We start from the raw sequence: 15,083 nt of genomic DNA, 5'->3' as shown, positions 1-15,083 counted from the left end.
CTGTCGTCCCGAGGAAGGTTCCACCGATGCCCCACCCGTATCTGCCTGCCCCCATCAGCCGCCGGCGTCTGCTGGAGTCGGGGGCCGCCGTCCTCGGCGCCCTCGCCCTCTCCTCGGGTCCCCTGGCCGGTCGCGGCCACGCGGCGGAGGGCGCCCCGGAGTGGAACGGCGCCATCGACCTCTTCCGGGTGGGCACCGAGCCCCCGCACACCACCCTCATGCCGTACGCCGGCACCGGCCAGGCGCTCGCCGCCGACCGCACCCGCTCGCCGTACCGCCTGAGTCTCGACGGCAGGTGGAGGTTCGCCTACGCGGACCGCCCCGATGACCGCGACACCGACTTCCACCGCACCGATGTCGACGACTCGGACTGGGACACCATTCCTGTCCCCTCGGTATGGCAGGTGCATGGCTACGACTTCCCGATCTACATCAACATCACCTACCCCTGGTGGGGCCCCAACGGCCTCGGCGAGGAGGCGCAGCCGCCCGCCGCGCCCACCCGCTACAACCCCGTCGGCCAGTACAGACGCACCTTCACCGTCCCGAAGGACTGGTCGGGACGGCGGACCTTCCTGCACTTCGAAGGCGTCAAGTCCGCCCACTACGTGTGGATCAACGGTGAACTCGTCGGCTACCACGAGGACTCCTACACGCCCGCCGAGTACGACATCACCCCGCACCTCAAGCCGGGCACGAACCAGATCGCGGTCGAGGTCTACCGCTACTCCGACGGCGACTGGCTGGAGGACCAGGACATGATCCGGCTGAGCGGCATCTTCCGCTCGGTCTATCTCTACTCCACCCCGGCCGTCCACCTGCGCGACTTCAAGCTGGACACCCCGATCGGCGACGACTACACCTCCGCCGAGCTCTCGGTCACCGCGAGCGTGCGGGACTACGCCGGCGGCAACCAGGGCCGCTACACGGTCGAGACACAGCTGTACGACTCGGGCGGCCACGCGGTCTGGTCCCGCCCCCTCCAGCAGGCCGTCGCACTCGACTCCGGCGACGAGACGACCGTACAGGCGGCCAAGGCGGTGCCCGCCCCGAAGCTGTGGTCGGCCGAACACCCGAACCTCTACACCGCCGTCCTGCGGCTGCGCGACCCCGCGGGCAAGGTGATCGAGACCCTCTCGCACCGCGTCGGCCTGCGTGAGTTCGCCCTGAAGGACGGGCTGATGCGCATCAACGGCAAACCCGTCTCCTTCCGGGGCACCAACCGCCACGAGATGCACCCCGACCGCGGCACCGCACTCACCCGCGCGGACCTCGTGAAGGACATCACGATCATCAAGCGGCTGAACATCAACTCGGTCCGCACCTCCCACTACCCCAACAACCCGCTGTGGCTCGAACTCGCCGACGAGTACGGCCTCTACCTCGTCGACGAGACCAACCTGGAGACCCACGGCATCCGCGGCGAGTACCCGGGCAACCACCCCGACTGGAGCGCGGCCTGTGTGGCCCGCGCCCAGAACATGGTCCACCGCGACAAGAACCACGCCTCGGTGGTGATCTGGTCCCTCGGCAACGAGGCGGGCGGCGGCAGCACCTTCGTCAACATGCGCGACTGGATCAAGTCGTACGACACCACCCGCGTCGTCCAGTACGAGGGCGACGACCGGCCCACCATCAGCGACATCCGCTCGGAGATGTACGAGAGCCCCGCACGCGTCGAGCAGCGCGCCAAGGACACCTCCGACACCCGGCCGTACGTGATGATCGAGTACTGCCACGCGATGGGGAACTCCAACGGCAACTTCAAGAAGTACTGGGACATCGTCCGCCGCTACCCCGTCCTCCAGGGCGGCTGGATCTGGGACTTCGTCGACCAGTCCCTCAGCGAGCCGGTCCCGGTACGCCAGTTGCTGACCGAGAGCGGACCCGGCGCCCTGAAGGGCGAAGTCCTGCCCGCGAGCGCCAGGTTCGACCGGGACAAGGGCGTTTCCGGTGCCACGGTCTTCGCCCGAGACAAGAGCCTCGACCTCACCGGCTCGCTGACCCTGGAGGCCTGGGTCACCCCGAAGGTGACGGGCTATCACCAGCCGCTCATCGCCAAGGGCGACACCCAGTACGCCCTCAAACAGTCCGGGAAGACACTGGAGTTCTTCATCTACGGCGGCGGTCAGTGGATCACCGCCACCTGGGCGCTCCCGGACGACTGGACGGGTCGGGAACACCACGTCGCCGGTGTCTTCGACGCGGCCGCGGGCACGCTGACCCTCCATGTGGACGGCCAGGTCAGGGCGACCAGGACAACCACGCAGCGGCCCAGCAGCAACACCGCGCCCCTCGCGCTGGCCGTCGATGTCGACAACCCCACAAGGGAGTTCAGCGGCACGATCAGGAAGGCGCGCGTGTACGGCCGTGCCCTGAGCGCCGCCGAACTGGCCTCCGACAGCCGGGGGCCCGGCGACGAGGGCGTGCGGTTCTGGTTCGACGCGGCGACCGTGGGGCTCAGCGAGAAGCGGCCCGCCCAGAAGACCTTCTTCGCGTTCGGCGGCGACTGGGGCGACAACCCCAACGACGGTGCCTTCGTCGCCGACGGCATCGTCACCGCCGACCGCGGCCACACCGGCAAGGCCGCCGAGGTCAAGCAGATCTATCAGGCGGTCAACGCGGCCTGGACCGCGGACGGGTCGGTGACCCTGACCAACGAGCACCTCTTCACCAACCTCCGCGAGCTCGACGGAAGTTGGACGCTCTCCGCCGACGGAAAGGTGGTGCAGCGAGGGAAGCTGACACGCGAACAGCTGAACCTGGCACCGCTGTCGAGCAAGGACATCACCGTCCCGTACAAGCTCCCGAGCGCCGCCGCGCCCGGCACCGAGTACTTCCTCCAACTCTCCTTCACCACCAAGGAGTCCACCCCGTGGGCGCGGGCCGGCTTCGAGGTGGCCAAGCAGCAGCTCGCCGTAGACGCGGACAGCCCGGCGGTGACCCCGGTGCCGCTCGCGAAGGTCCCGGCAGTGACGTACGAAGACGCCTCCGGTCAAGTCACCGTCAAGGGAAAGGACTTCTCCGTCGCCGTCGACAAGAGCAGCGGGACCATCACGTCGTACAAGGCCCACGGCGCCCGCCTGCTCACGTCCGGACCCGTGCCCAACTTCTGGCGGGCGCCCACCGACAACGACCACGGCAACGGGCAGCACACCCGCAACCAGACCTGGCGCGACGCCGGCACGAACCGCAAGGTGACCGACGTGAGCGTGCGGGCGCTGCGGAACCGGGCCGTCGAGATCAAGGTGAGCGGCACCCTGCCGACGACGACCGAGTCGACGTACACCACGACCTACACGGTCTTCGGCAACGGCGAGATCAAGGTCGACAACACCCTCCATCCGGGGGCGAGTTCACTGCCGTACATCCCGGAGGTCGGCACGATCCTGTTCCTGCCGCGCCGCCTGGACCGGCTGCACTACTACGGCCGCGGACCCGAGGAGAACCACTGGGACCGCAACGACGGCACGGACGTGGGGCTCTACTCCGGGACCGTCGCCGAGCAGTGGACCCCCTACATCCGCCCGCAGGAGAACGGCAACAAGACCGACGTCCGCTGGGTCGCCCTGACCGGCCGCGACGGCGTGGGACTGCTGGTCTCAGGTGAGCCCCTCCTGGAGGTCAACGCCTCGCACTTCACCCCGGAGGACCTGTCCGGCGGGGTGCGCCACGACTACCAGCTCACCCCGCGCGACGCGGTCGTGCTGCGGGTGAACCACCGGCAGATGGGCGTCGGCGGCGACAACAGCTGGGGCGCGCACACCCACGACGAGTACAAGCTGTTCGCCAACCGGGACTACTCGTACACGTATCGGCTGCGCCCGCTGACGGATGTGGCCCGGGCGACGGCGGCCTCACGGCGGCCGACGGCCTCCGCCTAGCCCACCGCGTGGGTGGGGCGGCCCCGGGCCCCGGGGACGCCTCACCCACGTCGGCGAAGCAGGGCCACAGCGACCACCGGACCGCACGCGAGGAGGACCGCCAGCACCCCGTACCCGTATGTCAGAGTCGCCGCCGCAGCCACCCCGGCCACCAGCAACGGCCCGCCGGCGTCTCCCAGTTCGCGTCCCAGCTCGGCCGCCCCCATCGTCTGCCCCAGCCGTTCCGGCGGAGTCGAGGCCGCGAGCGCCGCGAACCCCAGCGGGGTGATCAGCCCCGTCCCGACGCCGATCAGCGCGGCCCCCAGCAGCACACCCGCGAGCCCCGGCAGCATCGCGCAGCCCAGACCGGCCGCCGCCAGCAGCAGTCCGGCGGTCAGCCCACCCCGTACCGTGAGCCGCCCCGCGTCCAGCGCCCGCCCGGCGCGCGGCTGTACGACCGCCGCGCAGGCCGCGAGCACCGACACCGCGGCACCCGTCGCCACCGTGCCGAGCCCCGCCACCGCGCCCGACACGGGCAGGAAGCCCACGCCCACCGAGAGCGCGGCGGTCGCCCCGGCGAGCGCGGCCGTCGGGACCAGGAACACCGGGTCGGCCAGCCGCCGGGCCAGGTCGAGGACCGTCTGCCGGGCCCGGGGGAGCGGCGGTACGACGGGCACGGCGATCAGCGCCCACACCGCCACGGCCGCACCCAGCACCGCCAGCACCGTGAACAGCAGCCGCAGCCCGCCCGCCCACACCAGCGCCCCGCCGAGGAGCGGGCCCAGGGTGTAGCCGACGGACTTGTAGAAGCCGTAACTCCCGAAGGCCCGCCCGCGTTTGGCGGCCGGATTCATCCGGGCCACCAGCGCGGACGCGGCGGGGGAGAAGGCGGAGGCCGCCGCGCCCTGCCCCAGCCGCGCGGCCCACAGCCACCCGGGGCTGTCGGCGAGGGCGTAGAGCGCGGACGCGACGGCGAAGGCGACCAGTCCGCCGAGGAGCACGGGGCGCGCACCGATCCGGTCGGCGATCGTGCCGAACAGCGGCTTGAGCAGGACTTCGGCGCCGTCGTACAGAGCGAGCAGACCGCCCAGCACGAGCAGTGAGGTGACCGCGTCCGCCGAGTCCGCGCCGAGGTTCGCGGCGATGCCGTGCGCACCGAAGGCGGTGGTGAAACCGGCCGCGTACAGCGGCCACATCAGATGCCGAGGCGGCTCACTCGGTGGTGTCACTGAGCCCGAGCCGCAGATGTTCGACGTGGTACACGGCCTGGTCGAGTAGCTCGGCGACATGGTGGTCGTGCAGCGCGTACACCACCGACCGGCCCCGGCGTTCGCCCACGACCAGGCCCAGATTGCGCAGCAGGCGCAGCTGGTGCGAGCACGCCGACTGCTCCATCCCCACCTCGGTGGCCAGCTCCGTGGCCGGCAGCGGTCCTTCGCGCAGCCTCGCGAGGATCAGCAGCCGGGAGGGGGTGGACAGGGCCTGGAGCGTGGTGGCCACCTTTGCCACGTTGGCCGCGTCCAGGCGTACGCGCTCGGCGGTTTCCTGCGCGGTGGTGACGGCTCCATGACCCATGGGCGGTATCTTACCCACCGCACATGAACAGATGAATGGGTCTTCATGTGTTCCTGTATGGTGCTCGGGTGTCCACGACTCTCACCCCCGTTCGTGTCCCCTCGCCCGCCCGCCCGGCACCCCGCCGCCGCACCCGCGTCCTGGCACTGCCCGAGGCCCGCTGGGCGCTGGCGTCGACCGTCGCCTTCCTGGCGGCCCTCGCCCTGGACCTCGGCGGCCTGCCGTGGTGGGCGTACGGCCTGCTGTACGTGGTCGCCTATGTCACCGGCGGCTGGGAACCGGCCCTCGAGGGGCTCAGGGCGCTGCGCGGCAGAACCCTGGACGTCGACCTGCTGATGATCGTCGCCGCGCTGGGCGCCGCCGCGATCGGACAGGTCCGGGACGGCGCCCTGCTGATCGTCATCTTCGCCACGTCCGGCGCGCTGGAGGCACTGGCCACCGCCCGCACCGCCGACTCGGTACGCGGCCTGCTCGACCTCGCGCCCTCGATGGCGACCCGGGTGACGGAGCACGGCGAGGAACCGATCCCGACGAGCGAACTCGCCGTGGGAGACGTCCTGTTGATCCGGCCGGGCGAGCGCATCGGCGCGGACGGACGGGTCGTGGAAGGGGCGAGCGAGGCCGACCAGGCCACCATCACCGGTGAACCGCTCCCGGTCGCCAAGGGCCCCGGCGACGAGGTCTTCGCCGGCACCCTCAACGGCACAGGCGTGCTGCGTGTCCGCGTCGAGCGCGACCCCGCCGACTCCGTGATCGCTCGCATCGTGACGCTGGTCGAGGAGGCTTCCCGGACCAAGGCGCCGACGCAGTTGTTCATCGAGAAGGTCGAGCAGTGGTACGCGCTGGGGATGGTGATCGCCACGCTCGCCGTGTTCGGTGTGCCGCTGATCTTCGGCGCCGACCTCACCGACGCGTTGCTGCGCGCCATGACCTTCATGATCGTCGCCTCGCCGTGCGCAGTGGTCCTCGCGACCATGCCGCCCCTGCTGTCCGCCATCGCCAACGCCGGGCGGCACGGCGTCCTGGTCAAGTCGGCGGTCGCGATGGAGCGACTGGGCGAGGTGGACGCCGTGGCCCTCGACAAGACCGGGACGCTGACGGAGGGGACACCGGAGGTCTCGGCGGTACGGCCGCTGCCGGGCTCCGGGCTGACTCCGGACGCTCTTCTCGCGCTGGCCGCCGCGGCCGAGCACCCCAGCGAGCATCCGCTGGGGCGTGCGGTGGTGAGGGCGGCGCGGGAGCGGGGGCTGCGGATCGCGGACGCGCGGGACTTCGTCGCCGTGCCCGGGCGCGGGGTGACGGCGGTGGTCGGGGGGCGAGTGATCGGGGTCGGGCGCGCGGGTGACCCGGTGACCGGGAGCGTGGACCTAAGTCCCGATGCCGATGCCGATGCGACCGGGGTCCCCGGCACCGAGGACGGCGACACCGTCGTCCTGGTGACCGGCGACGGCGTCCCCCTCGGCACCCTCGCCCTCACCGATCGCCTGCGCCCACACGCCCCCGCCACCACCGCCGCACTCGCCGCCCTGACCGGCACGGCTCCCGTCCTGCTCACCGGCGACAACGCCCGGGCCGCCGCGCGGGTCGCCGAGGCCACCGGACTGGTGGACGTCCGCGCGGACCTGCTGCCCGAGGGCAAGGTGGACGCCGTACGACAGCTGCAGGACGCCGGACGCAAGGTGCTGTTCGTCGGGGACGGCGTCAACGACGCGCCCGCGCTCGCCGCCGCCCACTCCGGCATCGCGATGGGCCGTGCGGGCTCCGACCTCGCGCTGGAGACGGCGGACGCGGTCGTCGTACGGGACGAGCTCGCGACGGTTCCTTCGGTCGTACGGCTGTCCCGGGCCGCCCGCCGGCTGGTCGTCCAGAACCTGGTGATCGCGGGTACCTTCATCACCGGACTCGTCCTGTGGGACCTCCTCGGCCACCTCCCGCTCCCGCTCGGCGTCGCGGGGCACGAGGGCTCCACGGTCCTCGTCGGCCTCAACGGACTGCGGCTGCTGCGCGAGTCCGCGTGGCGTTCGGGCCAGGCCCCGTTCCAGGGCACGCGAGGTTGATGTCGGATTCTCGCCAGCCCGGGCCCGGCCGGTGGCCGATGCTGGACGCATGCAGACGGGGATGTACACCGAGACCGAGCGCTGTGTGCGTGCCGTGCAGTCCAAGGACGCACGGTTCGACGGATGGTTCTTCACGGCGGTCCTGACGACCCGCATCTACTGCCGGCCGAGCTGTCCGGTCGTACCGCCCAAGCCCCAGAACATGACCTTCTATCCGAGTGCGGCGGCCTGCCAGCAGGCGGGTTTCCGGGCCTGCAAGCGGTGCCGGCCCGACACCAGCCCTGGTTCCCCGGAGTGGAACCAGCGCGCCGACCTCGTGGCCCGCGCGATGCGGCTGATCGCCGACGGCGTGGTCGACCGCGAGGGCGTGCCCGGCCTCGCCGCCCGGCTCGGCTACAGCGCCCGGCAGATCGAACGCCAGCTGCTCGCCGAACTCGGCGCGGGCCCGCTCGCCCTCGCCCGGGCCCAGCGCGCCCAGACGGCGAGGATCCTCATCGAGACGACCGCGCTCCCGATGGCGGACATCGCCTTCGCGGCCGGCTTCTCCGCGATCCGCACCTTCAACGACACCGTGCGCGAGGTCTTCGCGCTCTCGCCGAGCGACCTGCGCACACGCGCCGCCAAGAAGTCCACGCCGGACACCCCCGGCTTCCTGTCCCTGCGCCTGCCGTTCCGCGTCCCACTCAACCCCGACAACCTCTTCGGTCACCTCGCGGCCACCGCCGTCCCGGGGGTGGAGGAGTGGCTGGACGGCGCGTACCGCCGCACGCTGCGGCTGCCGTACGGACACGGCATCGTGGCGCTCGCACCCCAGCCCGACCACATCGCCTGCCGGTTGATGCTGAGCGACCTGCGCGACCTGACCGTCGCCATCAGCCGCTGCCGCCGCATGCTCGACCTGGACGCCGATCCCGTCGCGATCGACGACCAGCTGCGCACGGACCCGCTCCTGGCGCCCCTGGTGGACAAGGCGCCCGGCCGACGCGTCCCGCGTACGGTCGACGAGGCGGAGTTCGCCGTACGGGCCGTGCTGGGCCAGCAGGTCTCCACGGCGGCGGCCCGCACCCACGCGGCACGCCTGGTCACGGCCCACGGCGAACCGGTCGACGACCCCGAGGGCGGCCTGACGCATCTCTTCCCGTCCCCCGAGGCACTGGCCGCGGTGGACCCCGCCGCACTCGCGATGCCCCGCACCCGCCGCACGACCTTTACCACCCTGGTCGGTGAACTGGCCGACGGAACGCTCCAGTTGGGCGTGGAGACCGACTGGACGGAGACCCGGACCCGCCTTCTCGGCCTCCCCGGCTTCGGCCCCTGGACGGTCGACGTCATCGCCATGCGCGCCCTCGGTGACCCGGACGCCTTCCTCCCCACCGACCTCGGAATCCGCCGAGCGGCCCAGGAGTTGGGCCTGCCCTCCACGCCGGCCGCGCTGACGGCCCGGGCGGCGGCCTGGCGGCCGTGGCGGGCCTACGCGGTCCAGTACCTGTGGGCGACCGACAGTCACCCGATCAACTTCCTGCCCGTATAAGGACATCCAGTGAAACAGCACAATGTGATCGACAGCCCCTACGGCCCTCTGACCCTCGTCGCCGACGACGGTGTCCTGTGCGGCCTCTACATGACCGACCAACGCCACCGCCCACCGCAGGAGAGCTTCGGTGAGCCGGACGACGGATGGTCCAAGGAGGCGGAGGGCCAGCTGATGGCCTACTTCGAGGGCGAGTTGAAGGAGTTCACCCTGGAAGTGCGCCTGCAAGGAACGGCTTTCCAGCGCACGGTCTGGGAACAGCTCCGCCGGATCCCGCACGGCGAGACCCGCACCTACGGCGAACTCGCCGACGCCCTCGGCAACCCCAAGGCCTCCCGCGCGGTCGGCCTCGCCAACGGCAGGAACCCGATCGGCATCATCGTCCCCTGCCACCGCGTGGTCGGCGCGGACGGCAGCCTCACGGGCTACGGCGGCGGACTGGAACGCAAGCAGCAGTTGCTGGACTTCGAGCGGGGAGCGGCGCTGTTCTGATCCGGCCCCCTCTGGGACGCGGTGTTCTCGTGGCTGGTGGCCGCGCACAGGGTGTCCAGCCCGTACCGGGTCGCCGCGAGACGGCACAGCTCGCGGACCGTCGCCGTCGCCACGCCCCGGCCGGTGGCGTGCTGGGCGACCCGGTAGCCGAGGTCCGCGGGCACTCCTCTACTTATCGGTGTATTCTGGTGAGGAATGGCAGGTTCTGCGTGGGGTATGCATAAACCGCCACGAATAAAAAGATTCCTCCGTCCACTCCTCACGGGGGTGGGATTATGGCGAGTTATCCAGAGCGCTCCGGTCCCCAGCTCACGTTCATTCATCCATCGCGCCTATATGGCTCCCCTCTCCGTCTGTCCGCTGCCAGGTCGGTCCTCGGCCGGGATCCCGGCTGTGACATTCGTATAGACGATCCGTATGTGAGCGGCAGGCACGCAATCCTGAGTCGTTCGGGAGCGAACGTGGTCTTGGAAGACCTCGGTTCCGCCAACGGCACTTCGGTGAACGATCGTCCTCTCGCCGCCCCGCAGACGCTGCACGACGGGGATGTCCTCACCTTGGGGAGCGTCAGCATTCGCTACGAATGGCCCGGCAGTGCTCCGCAAGAGCGTGAAGCCGAACAGGGCACCGTCCTGATGCCGGAAGTGAACAGTGCCCCGCGATTCGATGTGGGTCAGCAGTACGGTGCCCACATCAACAATGTGGGTGGGCACCAGTATGTCGATCAAAGACAGGAGAGCTTTCTCCGGCAGATCGCGGCAGCTCGCACGAGAGCGCGAAGAATCATTCTGTTCGGTTTCGTGCTCTTCTTGATCGGCTTCGCTGTCTTCGCCTATGGAATTCTGCGCTTCATGGGTCATATCGGGGATCCCGTGTCTGAGGATCCCAATGAATGGCCCGACCCGGGAGATATGTTCGGCACGGAGATCGGCGGCTTTCCGGTGTTCCTTCTCGGCTGGGCAGCCGCCGGCGTCGGCACGGTCCTGATGATGACCGGGCTGGTGATGCACGTCATCGCCGCATCCCGTCAACGCTCGTTCGACGCGGCCGTGCGCCGCCAGTGACGCAGGCGAGGGGACATCCAGTGAGCTTCAATATCGGCAGCCAACAGGGCAACATCAACAACGTCGCCGGTGACCAGACCATTCACGGTGGCCAGCACGGACAATTCGCGATGACCACGGATCCGCGTGCCATGCTCGATCTGCTGCGTTCGGAACTCGACCGCCTGGCCCTACCGCCCGAGGTCGCGAGCCAGGTGAACACCGAAGTCGCGTCCCTGGATGCCGAGCTCGCTTCCCCTTCTCCTGATCGCACCACCATGGCCCAGCGTCTGGTGCAGATCACCAGGCTGGTGACCGCTGCGGGTGCAGCCGTCACCGCCGGCGGGACCCTCGCAGGAGCCCTGTCCTCCTTCGCGGCCTGGCTGGGGCCGATCGGTGACTCCGTCCTCCATGCCATCGGGTAGTAGCTCTCGGCATCGATCACAGTCTTCCGAACGATCTGATCCGGTGCATGAGTTCGGGCAGTGCCGTGCCGATCGGTTCGCGGATCACCTCGTCGGCCCGGTCGTCGTACGGTGTCGGGTCGGCGTTGACGATGACGAGACGGGCGCCGTGGTCGGCGGCGATGCCCGCGAGGCCCGCGGCCGGCTGGACCTGGAGGGTGGTGCCGACGGCGATGAAGATCTGGCAGGCCTTGGTGATGGCGACGGCCTCGCCCATGACGACGGGGTCGAGGCGCTCGCCGAACATCACGGTCGCCGACTTGAGGATGCCGCCGCAGGTCAGGCACGGCGGGTCCCCTTCGCCGGCCTCGACCCGGGCGAGCGCGTCCTCCATCGGGCCGCGGGCGTGGCACTTCGTGCACACCACCTGCCGTGCGGTGCCGTGCAGTTCGAGGACCTTGCGGGCGGGCATCCCGGCGAGCTGGTGCAGCCCGTCCACGTTCTGCGTGATCACCCGCACCGGCACCCCGGACTTCTCCAGCTCGGCCACCGCCACGTGTGCGGCGTTGGGCTCGGCCTTCAGGGTCCGGTTCGCGCGCCGCATCTGCCACGAGCGGCGGCGGATCTCCGGATCGCTCATGTAGTAGTCGTACGTCACGAGCTTCTCGGCCTCGGGGTCCTTGCGCCACAGCCCGTTCGGACCGCGGTAGTCGGGGATCCCGGAGTCGGTGGAGATACCGGCGCCGCTGAGGAGCGCGACGAGGGGCTTGGTCATGGTGCCGAGGGTAGGGCGGGTGATCCGGATGCGGCGAGTGGATATCCCACGCCTGGGCGCGAGCAACCACGAGCACCGACAGCGTGCTGGATCAGCCCACCCGGCGCCCGTTCTCCAGCTCCACCGTCCCCGACCCGTCCGCCAGCACGTCCAGCGCGACCAGGACCCGGCGGCCGAGCCCGTCGGGCAGATACTCGGCCAGCTCCTCGTGCGGCACCAGGCGCCACGACAGCAGCTCCTCCTCCTGGAGCCGGATCGCCTTGAGATCGTCCTCGCCGAGGACACCGCCGTCGTAGAGGTACGCCACCAGGGGCGGCCAGGTCGGCCGGTACACCCAGTCCACCGCGAGCAGCCGGCCGAGGTCGCGGTCGAGCCCGATCTCCTCGAGCGTCTCGCGACGCGCGCCCTGGCGCGGTGTCTCACCCTCGTCGGACTCGATCGTGCCGCCCGGAAGCGCCCAGCCCTCACGGTAGTTGGGCTCGACGAGCAGGACCCGGCCCGAGGCGTCACGGAAGAGAGCGGCGGCACCGGCGAGGATCCGGGGAAGACCGGCGATGTACGTGGCGAAGTCAGGGGTGGTGGTCATCCTCGAAGGGTAACCAGCATCCGCGGCCGCCTTCGCCGGCTCAGCGGGGGGTCACGGGGGCGAGGGCGTCCCGTACGGTCACCATGGTGTGCGCCTCGCCCCGGTCGGCTCAGGCCTCCGCCCCCGCCAACCGCACCGTCCGCTCGGCCAGTTCGCTGATGTGCACCCCGTCGAAACCGAACACCGCGCTGCGCACCCGGTCCTCCAGCGGCTCCTTCCACTGGTCCGGGATCGCGTCCGCGCCGGTGAGCACCCCGGCCACCGAACCGGCCGTGGCTCCGTTCGAGTCGGTGTCCAGACCGCCCCGCACGGTGAGCGTGATGGTCCGGGTGAAGTCGCCGTCGCCGTAGAGCAGTCCGGCGGTCAGGACGGCCGCGTTCGGGATCGTGTGGATCCAGCCGAGCCCGGCGGTCTCCTCCGAGACCGTCGTCAGGGTGTCCTCCCAGGTCATCCGGGTGTCGTGCAGGGACACCACCCGGCGTACCGTGCGCGCGAGGCGGCTGCTCGCGGGGATCACCGTGAGCGCCTGGTCGACGGCCTGCCGCACGGTGTCGACCGTGAACGCCGCCGAGATCAGCGCCGCCGCCCACATCGCCCCGTACACGCCGTTGCCGGTGTGCGAGAGCACCGCGTCCCGGCGGGCCAGTGCGGCGGCGCGGCGCGGGTCGCCGGGGCAGGTCCAGCCGTAGATGTCGGCACGGATGAGAGCGCCGATCCACTCCTGGCAGGGATTGTCGTACGTCGCCGTCAGCGGCGGTTTCAGCCCGTTGGCGAGGTTGCGATAGGCGGCCCGCTCCGCGGTGAACGTCTGCAGATACGGCAGCCTCAGCAGCCACAGATCGCCCACCTGTTCGGTGCTGAAGCCGAAGCCGTGGGTCTCCAGGAGGTCGAGGCCGAGGATGGCGTAGTCCACGTCGTCGTCACGGCAGCTGCCGTGGATGCGGCCGCGCACGCACTCACGCCACTCGGGCCGCAGCTCGAAGCCGTCGCTCTCGCCGACGGGTTCGGGAAGGTAGTCGGTCAGCGGCAGGGCGGCGGCCTGCCGGAGATAGCGGTCGATCCGGTCCCGCGTCCACAGGTCGCCCTGCTCGACCGGCTTGCCGAGCATGTTGCCCGCGATCCGGCCGAGCCAGCCCCCGAGGATGCGGTCGGCGAGCTCTGGTTCGGTGCCCACAGGGGTCATAGCTCCGGTGTACCCGATTCCGGAGCACCGCACAGTCCCCCTCCGAGGTGGTGGTGTCGTCGCTCCGGCCTCGGGACCGGTTCATGCCCTGCTGGGAGAGGTCTCGGCCACGTCGACCTTTTCGAGGCCTTCGCGACGCGTCCGTTCGGTCCCCCAGACGCCGAGCGGCCCGAGCGCCTGATGGAGCGTGCACCCGTCCTCGGTCAGGGAGTACTCCACCCGCGGTGGCACCTCGGCGTAGACCTCCCGGTGGACGAGTCCGTCCGCCTCCATCTCCCGCAGGTGCTGGGTCAGCATCTTCTCGCTCACTCCGGGCAGACCGCGGCGGAGTTCGGCGAAGCGGCGTATCCGATGAGTGTCGAGCTCCCAGAGGATGAGCCCCTTCCACTTCCCGCTCACCACGTCCAGCGCGGCGTCGATGCCGCAGATGTAAGGCCCGCGCCTCGGTCCTTTGGCCATCACTGCCCCCCTTACTAAAAGGTAAGTACCGAAGAAAATAGTGGGTACTTCCGTGCTTTGGGGCGCTCTTCCAGGATGGAGGGGTGAACGGACACCAGAACCCCACCAGCACGCAGGGCAACGCTGTCACCGTGATCGGGCTCGGCCCGATGGGCCAGGCGATGACCCGCACCCTCCTCACCGCAGGCCACCCGGTCACCGTCTGGAACCGCACCGCCGGCCGGGCCGACGGCGTCGTCGCCGAGGGAGCGACGCGCGCGGCGACTCCCGGCGAGGCGGTCGAAGCGAGTGACCTCGTGATCCTCAGCCTCACCGACTACCGGGCGATGTACGACATTCTCGACGGCTCCACCGCGTTACTCGCCGGCCGGACGCTGGTCAACCTGAGCTCGGACACGCCCGACCGCACACGCGAGGCGGCGACCTGGGCGGCGGGCCACGGCGCCGCCTTCCTCACCGGTGGTGTCATGGTCCCGGCGCCGATGGTCGGCACGGAGGCGGCCCATGTCTACTACAGCGGCCCCGGCGCGGTGATGGAGCACCATCGGGCGAGGCTGGCCACGCTCGGCACGCCGAGGTATCTGGGTGAGGACCCGGGCCTCGCCCAGATGATGTACCAAGCGCAGCTCGCGGTGTTCCTCACCACCTTGTCCGCACTGATGCACGCCACCGCGATGCTGGGCACGGCGGGAATGAAGGCCACGGAAGCCCTGCCGGAGCTGCTCACCTTCACCGACTCGATCGGCGCCATCCTGAGGGCCGGGGAGGAGACCCCCGGTGCCGCGCTGGACGCCGGTGAGCATCCCGGCGACCTCAGCACGGTCACCATGATGGGCGCGACGTCCGACCACATCGTCGAGACCAGCAGGTCACTCGGCCTCGACCTCGCGCTCCCCCTGGCCGTGCAGGCCCACTACCGACGCGCGATCGAGAACGGCCACGGCAGCGACAACTGGACCCGCGTCATCGACAGCATCCGCGAGCCGCGCTGACGGGACGTACGAGCTCCCTCCTTCTCAGGGACCGGGCGGTGCATGACGTCGGGGGGCGTCTCCGGTTAAGGTCGCAGCGGCGCGACTGGCCTTGACGTGCGCGAGGCCCGGAGAGCAAGGGGA

At 70.6% G+C, this 15,083-nt stretch carries 13 protein-coding genes and 1 pseudogene; 7 read left to right on the top strand and 7 right to left on the bottom strand.

Features of this window, described 5'->3' with window-relative positions; all coding sequences use genetic code 11:
• The first annotated feature begins 26 nt into the window (after positions 1-26).
• Positions 27-3,884, top strand: coding sequence for a glycoside hydrolase family 2 TIM barrel-domain containing protein (locus tag RNB18_RS22500; RefSeq protein WP_311715893.1), 3,858 nt, complete (start codon positions 27-29; stop codon positions 3,882-3,884).
• Positions 3,885-3,925: 41 nt separating this feature from the next.
• Here the strand turns inward: RNB18_RS22500 and RNB18_RS22495 are convergent, their stop codons facing one another.
• Positions 3,926-5,059 carry an MFS transporter gene (locus tag RNB18_RS22495; protein ID WP_311716027.1) on the bottom strand — a complete coding sequence of 378 codons (1,134 nt, stop codon included), beginning with the start codon at positions 5,057-5,059 and terminating at the stop codon, positions 3,926-3,928.
• A gap of 16 nt (positions 5,060-5,075) precedes the next feature.
• Entirely contained in the window at positions 5,076-5,438 is a 363-nt protein-coding gene (locus RNB18_RS22490; protein ID WP_311715892.1) for an ArsR/SmtB family transcription factor, read from the bottom strand.
• 35 nt (positions 5,439-5,473) lie between these two features.
• Between RNB18_RS22490 and RNB18_RS22485 the strand changes: the two genes are divergently transcribed.
• The 3 genes from RNB18_RS22485 (at position 5,474) to RNB18_RS22475 (ending at position 9,518) form a co-directional block, all read left to right on the top strand.
• Positions 5,474-7,495 (top strand): heavy metal translocating P-type ATPase, encoded by a 2,022-nt coding sequence (locus RNB18_RS22485; protein ID WP_311715891.1) that lies wholly within the window; start codon positions 5,474-5,476, stop codon positions 7,493-7,495.
• A gap of 61 nt (positions 7,496-7,556) precedes the next feature.
• A complete protein-coding gene (locus tag RNB18_RS22480) occupies positions 7,557-9,026 on the top strand; it encodes an AlkA N-terminal domain-containing protein (protein WP_311716026.1) in 1,470 nt (489 codons plus the stop codon).
• Between the two features lie 9 nt (positions 9,027-9,035).
• A complete protein-coding gene (locus tag RNB18_RS22475; RefSeq protein ID WP_311715890.1) occupies positions 9,036-9,518 on the top strand; it encodes a methylated-DNA--[protein]-cysteine S-methyltransferase in 483 nt (160 codons plus the stop codon).
• An 8-nt stretch (positions 9,519-9,526) separates the two neighbouring features.
• On the opposite strand, the pseudogene RNB18_RS53740 reads toward RNB18_RS22475, so the two are convergent.
• Positions 9,527-9,685, bottom strand: a pseudogene (locus tag RNB18_RS53740) (GNAT family N-acetyltransferase); the annotation flags it as partial.
• A 108-nt stretch (positions 9,686-9,793) separates the two neighbouring features.
• Here RNB18_RS53740 and RNB18_RS22465 point away from each other — a divergent pair.
• Positions 9,794-10,582: an FHA domain-containing protein gene (locus RNB18_RS22465; protein ID WP_311715889.1), complete on the top strand. Its 789-nt coding sequence runs from the start codon at positions 9,794-9,796 to the stop codon at positions 10,580-10,582.
• Positions 10,583-10,602: 20 nt separating this feature from the next.
• Entirely contained in the window at positions 10,603-10,986 is a 384-nt protein-coding gene (locus RNB18_RS22460) for a hypothetical protein (RefSeq protein ID WP_311715888.1), read from the top strand.
• A 16-nt stretch (positions 10,987-11,002) separates the two neighbouring features.
• Here the strand turns inward: RNB18_RS22460 and RNB18_RS22455 are convergent, their stop codons facing one another.
• The 4 genes from RNB18_RS22455 to RNB18_RS22440 form a co-directional block, all read right to left on the bottom strand.
• Positions 11,003-11,740, bottom strand: a complete 738-nt coding sequence (locus RNB18_RS22455; RefSeq protein ID WP_311715887.1) for an SIR2 family NAD-dependent protein deacylase — start codon at positions 11,738-11,740, stop codon at positions 11,003-11,005.
• A gap of 91 nt (positions 11,741-11,831) precedes the next feature.
• Positions 11,832-12,326 (bottom strand): NUDIX hydrolase, encoded by a 495-nt coding sequence (locus RNB18_RS22450; RefSeq protein ID WP_311715886.1) that lies wholly within the window; start codon positions 12,324-12,326, stop codon positions 11,832-11,834.
• 109 nt (positions 12,327-12,435) lie between these two features.
• Positions 12,436-13,509: an ADP-ribosylglycohydrolase family protein gene (locus tag RNB18_RS22445; RefSeq protein WP_311715885.1), complete on the bottom strand. Its 1,074-nt coding sequence runs from the start codon at positions 13,507-13,509 to the stop codon at positions 12,436-12,438.
• Between the two features lie 81 nt (positions 13,510-13,590).
• On the bottom strand, positions 13,591-13,968 hold the full coding sequence (locus RNB18_RS22440) for a winged helix-turn-helix transcriptional regulator (protein ID WP_311715884.1): 378 nt from the start codon (positions 13,966-13,968) through the stop codon (positions 13,591-13,593).
• A gap of 83 nt (positions 13,969-14,051) precedes the next feature.
• Between RNB18_RS22440 and RNB18_RS22435 the strand changes: the two genes are divergently transcribed.
• Positions 14,052-14,960, top strand: a complete 909-nt coding sequence (locus RNB18_RS22435; RefSeq protein ID WP_311715883.1) for an NAD(P)-dependent oxidoreductase — start codon at positions 14,052-14,054, stop codon at positions 14,958-14,960.
• The last annotated feature ends 123 nt before the right edge of the window (positions 14,961-15,083 follow it).

Source organism: Streptomyces doebereineriae (genome assembly GCF_031845645.1).
GTDB classification, from domain to species: domain Bacteria; phylum Actinomycetota; class Actinomycetes; order Streptomycetales; family Streptomycetaceae; genus Streptomyces; species Streptomyces canus.
Note: the sequence above shows the minus strand (reverse complement) of the source record. Positions and strands in the feature narration are given on the sequence as shown.

Excerpts from the sequence above, each read along its gene's own strand:
- RNB18_RS22500 (WP_311715893.1), top strand. The coding sequence starts at position 27 with ATGCCCCACCCGTATCTGCCTGCCCCCATCAGCCGCCGGCGTCTGCTG.
- RNB18_RS22495 (WP_311716027.1), bottom strand. The coding sequence starts at position 5,059 with ATGTGGCCGCTGTACGCGGCCGGTTTCACCACCGCCTTCGGTGCGCAC.
- RNB18_RS22490 (WP_311715892.1), bottom strand. The coding sequence starts at position 5,438 with ATGGGTCATGGAGCCGTCACCACCGCGCAGGAAACCGCCGAGCGCGTA.
- RNB18_RS22485 (WP_311715891.1), top strand. The coding sequence starts at position 5,474 with ATGGGTCTTCATGTGTTCCTGTATGGTGCTCGGGTGTCCACGACTCTC.
- RNB18_RS22480 (WP_311716026.1), top strand. The coding sequence starts at position 7,557 with ATGTACACCGAGACCGAGCGCTGTGTGCGTGCCGTGCAGTCCAAGGAC.
- RNB18_RS22465 (WP_311715889.1), top strand. The coding sequence starts at position 9,794 with ATGGCGAGTTATCCAGAGCGCTCCGGTCCCCAGCTCACGTTCATTCAT.
- RNB18_RS22455 (WP_311715887.1), bottom strand. The coding sequence starts at position 11,740 with ATGACCAAGCCCCTCGTCGCGCTCCTCAGCGGCGCCGGTATCTCCACC.
- RNB18_RS22450 (WP_311715886.1), bottom strand. The coding sequence starts at position 12,326 with ATGACCACCACCCCTGACTTCGCCACGTACATCGCCGGTCTTCCCCGG.
- RNB18_RS22445 (WP_311715885.1), bottom strand. The coding sequence starts at position 13,509 with ATGACCCCTGTGGGCACCGAACCAGAGCTCGCCGACCGCATCCTCGGG.
- RNB18_RS22440 (WP_311715884.1), bottom strand. The coding sequence starts at position 13,968 with ATGGCCAAAGGACCGAGGCGCGGGCCTTACATCTGCGGCATCGACGCC.